Here is a 3,696-nt window from a genome sequence, read left to right on the forward strand (position 1 = left end):
CGGCTGCCGGGGCCCCCCGGGGCCGTACGGCGCTCCGGCACAATGGCGGCATGCGAGCAGTGGTGCAGCGAGTGACCGAGGCCCGGGTGACCGTGGCCGGTGAGACCGTCGGCACGATCGAGGGACCGGGGCTCTGCGTCCTGGTCGGCGTCACCCACGACGACACCCCCGCGAAAGCCGCCCAGCTGGCCCGCAAGCTCTGGACGCTGCGACTGCTGCCCGCGAACGACGAGGGCGTCGAGCAGAGCTGCTCGGACCTCGGCGCCCCGCTGCTGGTGATCAGCCAGTTCACGCTCTACGGCGACGCCCGCAAGGGCCGCCGCCCCACCTGGAACGCCGCCGCCCCCGGCCCGGTCGCCGAACCGCTGGTGGACGAGGTGGTGGCGCAGCTGCGGGCGCTGGGCGCCAAGGTGGAGACGGGCCGGTTCGGCGCCGACATGCAGGTGGCGCTGGTGAACGACGGCCCGTTCACCGTCCTCGTCGAGGTCTGAGCGGACCCTACTGCGGGACGATCACGTCCTGGGTGCCGGGCACCGTCCCGGCCAGCAGCACGGCGTCCACCGGGACGTTCCGCTTGACGATCGCCAGCGCGATCGGCCCCAGCTCGTGGTGCCGGGCCGAGGAGGTCACGAAGCCCAGCGCCCGCCCGTCCGGGTCGGTGGCCAGCCGCACCTCGGTGCCGTGCGGGGGCAGCGACTCCTCGGTGCCGTCCAGGTGCAGGAAGACCAGCCGGCGCGGCGGCCGGCCCAGGTTGTGCACCCGGGCGACGGTCTCCTGGCCGCGGTAGCAGCCCTTCTGCAGGTGGACGGCGGTGCGCAGCCAGTCCACCTCGTGCGGGATGGTCCGGTGGTCGGTCTCGAAGCCCAGCCGGGGCCGGTGGCCCTCGATCCGCAGCGCCTCGTACGCCCAGACCCCGGCCGCCGGGCCGTACCCGGCGGTGAGCCGCCCCAGCTCGCCGCGCGGCACGAACAGGTCACGCCCGTACGGGAGTTCGCGGACGGCGGCGGCGCCCTCCATGGAGGCGGTGGAGCCCGCCGGCAGGTGGACCACGGCGTACTCGGCGGTCGCGTCGGCGACCTCCACCCGGTAGAAGAACCGCATGCCGTCCAGGTAGGCGACCAGCGCCTCCTGAGTGCCCGGCTCGACGTGCGCCCAGGTGGTGGTGCCGTCGTCCACCAGGTAGAGCGCGTGCTCGACGTGCCCGTTCGGGGAGAGCACCAGCGCCTCGGCGGCCTGCTGCGGCGGCAGCTCGCTGACGTGCTGGGTGAGCAGCAGGTGCAGCCAGGAGAGCCGGTCCGGGCCGGTCACGGTGACCACGCCGCGGTGCGAGAGGTCGACGAAGCCGGCGCCCTGCGACAGGTTGCGTTGCTCGCGGAAGATGTCGCCGTAGTGGGCGGCGACACCCTCGTCGGCCCCCTCGGCGGGGACGGCTCCGGGCAGGGAAAGCAGCGGGCTCTTCACACCGGTCATACCGGCCAGCTTACGGCTGCTCCCCGGCGACCTTGGCGGTGCAGTCGGCGCAGCGGCCGAAGATGGCGAAGTGCTTGAGGTCGGTGTCGAAGCCGTGCCGCTCGCGCAGGCTGTCGATCAGCGGCTGGGCGATCTCGGTACTGGTCTCGGTGACCTGCTCGCAGTCCCGGCAGACCAGGTGCAGGTGGTGGTGGCGGCCGGCCAGGTGGTAGGTCGGGGCGCCGTGGCCGAGGTGGGCGTGCGACACCAGCCCCAGCTCCTCCAGCAGCTCCAGGGTCCGGTAGACGGTGGAGATGTTGACGCCGCTGGCGGTCCGGCGGACGTGGCAGAGGATGTCGTCGGGGGTGGCGTGGTCGAGTTCGTCGACGGCCTCCAGCACGAGCTGGCGCTGCGGGGTGAGCCGGTACCCGCGTTCGCGCAGGTCGGCCTTCCAGTCGCCGGAGAGCTGCCAGTCGGTGGTGCCGGTGTCCGCCACGGTACTCGTCCCTGCCAATGGTCGGGGGTCCTGGGGCAAGTGTAGGGACCGGCCGCGGGCCGGTCCCTACCTCGTGCACGGAAGTGCCGGTCGTGCGACCGGCCTGCGTCATCGGCCTACTTGAAGAACGCGATGCCGTCGTCCGGCAGGTCGTTGATGTCCTTGATCAGCTGGGCCGGGCTGAGCACCTTCTTCAGCTGCGCGGACATGTACGGGCGCAGCGGCACGTTCGGGGCGGCCTTCTCGCCGACCCAGAGCAGCTCGCCGTTGACGAAGCCGTACAGCCGCTTGCCGCCCGAGTACTCCGGGGAGCCCTCGATCCGGGCGACCGCGTCGGTGGAGACGTCGACCTGCGGCTTGCCGTCGGCCAGCTCGCCGTACCAGATCTCGACCGTGCCGTCGTCGCGCACGGAGGAGATCTCGATCCCCCGGGCGCCGCTGGTGCCGTCGTGGTTGCTGGTGATGCGCCAGAACGCGTGCTCGTTCTCCAGCGGACGGACCTTCTCGCCCTCCTCGTTCAGCACCCAGGTGCGGGAGCGGAACTCCAGGAAGGGGCGGCCGTCGTGGCGGATCACGATCTCCTGGCCGAAGTTGCACTTCTCCGCGCCCGGGCCCCCGTCACCCGGCAGAGGGGCATAGACGCCCGCGCCCTCCCAGGTGCCGAGGAGGAAGGCGAGCGGGACGACGTCCTTGTGGAGGTCGGAAGGGATCTCGATCATGTTCCTGGTCGCTGTTCTCGTCGGTGTGGGCCTGCCTCAACCGTACGGCAGGCTCAGCGCTGGCCCTGGTACAGCTTCATCACCGAGAAGATGGCGAACCAGGTGATCAGCACGGCCATGAGGGCCAGCAGACCGTCGAAGAAGATTTCCAGACCGGACACGGGTGGCTCCCAGGCGGCGACAGTGTGGTGGATTGTGCTCGGCTCACTCTATCCGCCGGGTTCCGGCCGGTCGCGGTGAGCCCCACCACGTCGCGGTTCGCGCCGCCTTCCCGCGGCTGCCCAAGCTTTGCCCAAGGGTTCCGGGATGCCGGACGGCGGGGGCGGCCCGACCTCTATGGTGGCGCCATGTCGAAGAAACTGGTCATCAAGGTCACCGCAGGGGCGGACGCGCCGGAGCGGTGCTCGCAGGCGTTCACGGTCGCAGCGGTGGCCGTCGCCAGCGGGATCGACGTCTCGCTCTGGCTGACCGGGGAGTCCTCCTGGTTCGCGCTGCCGGACCGGGCGGCGGAGTTCGAACTGCCGCACGCGGCACCGCTGCCGGACCTGCTGGAGTCGATCCTGGCGGCCGGCTCGGTGACGCTGTGCACCCAGTGCGCGGCCCGGCGCGGGATCGAGCAGAAGGACACCGTCGAGGGTGTCCGCATCGCGGGCGCCCAGGTCTTCGTCAGCGAGATCATGGCGGACGGCGTCCAGGCGCTCGTGTACTGACGCCTCCCCGGGCCCTACGGGTGCTCCTCGTGGTCGGGGCGGTCCCGGTCGTGGCCGGGCTCGTCCCACTTCGGGTCGTCCCAGCGCGGGTCGTCCCACCAGTCGTCGTCCGGGTCCCGCTTGTTGGCGAACACCGCGGCGGCGGGCGGGATGACCATCGCGACCACGCACATGCCGATCGCCGCGCCGACCGAGAAGAACCGCACCACGCCCCAGGCCATGACGAACAAACCCAGGCACACGCCCATCATGGCGAAGTAGTAGCGACGCCGCCGCCTTGCCTGCACCCCTCCACGGTACGACCGAGGGCCCCTGCACGGCA

The 3,696-nt window shown here is 71.8% G+C and carries 6 protein-coding genes; 2 read left to right on the forward strand and 4 right to left on the reverse strand.

Features of this window, described 5'->3' with window-relative positions:
* Positions 1-50: 50 nt before the first annotated feature.
* Positions 51-491 (forward strand): D-aminoacyl-tRNA deacylase, encoded by a 441-nt coding sequence (gene dtd / locus ACIQOV_RS32280; protein WP_401054251.1) that lies wholly within the window; start codon positions 51-53, stop codon positions 489-491.
* A gap of 7 nt (positions 492-498) precedes the next feature.
* On the opposite strand, the gene ACIQOV_RS32285 is transcribed toward dtd, so the two are convergent.
* The 3 genes from ACIQOV_RS32285 to ACIQOV_RS32295 form a co-directional block, all read right to left on the reverse strand.
* The gene (locus tag ACIQOV_RS32285) at positions 499-1,461 is read right to left on the reverse strand and encodes a YgfZ/GcvT domain-containing protein (protein ID WP_401054253.1); all 963 of its coding nucleotides are present in this window, start codon (positions 1,459-1,461) and stop codon (positions 499-501) included.
* A 19-nt stretch (positions 1,462-1,480) separates the two neighbouring features.
* Positions 1,481-1,945 (reverse strand): Fur family transcriptional regulator, encoded by a 465-nt coding sequence (locus tag ACIQOV_RS32290; protein WP_359909404.1) that lies wholly within the window; start codon positions 1,943-1,945, stop codon positions 1,481-1,483.
* 116 nt (positions 1,946-2,061) lie between these two features.
* The gene (locus ACIQOV_RS32295; RefSeq protein WP_359909407.1) at positions 2,062-2,664 is read right to left on the reverse strand and encodes an FABP family protein; all 603 of its coding nucleotides are present in this window, start codon (positions 2,662-2,664) and stop codon (positions 2,062-2,064) included.
* 347 nt (positions 2,665-3,011) lie between these two features.
* Between ACIQOV_RS32295 and ACIQOV_RS32300 the strand changes: the two genes are divergently transcribed.
* Positions 3,012-3,374, forward strand: coding sequence for a DsrE family protein (locus ACIQOV_RS32300; protein WP_359909410.1), 363 nt, complete (start codon positions 3,012-3,014; stop codon positions 3,372-3,374).
* 14 nt (positions 3,375-3,388) lie between these two features.
* Here ACIQOV_RS32300 and ACIQOV_RS32305 read toward each other — a convergent pair whose 3' ends face one another.
* Complete coding sequence (locus ACIQOV_RS32305) at positions 3,389-3,625, reverse strand: hypothetical protein (protein WP_401054254.1); 237 nt, start codon at positions 3,623-3,625, stop codon at positions 3,389-3,391.
* Positions 3,626-3,696: the final 71 nt, after the last annotated feature.

Origin of the sequence: Kitasatospora sp. NPDC091257, assembly GCF_044757675.1 — a bacterium.
Lineage (GTDB): Bacteria > Actinomycetota > Actinomycetes > Streptomycetales > Streptomycetaceae > Kitasatospora > Kitasatospora lactacystinica.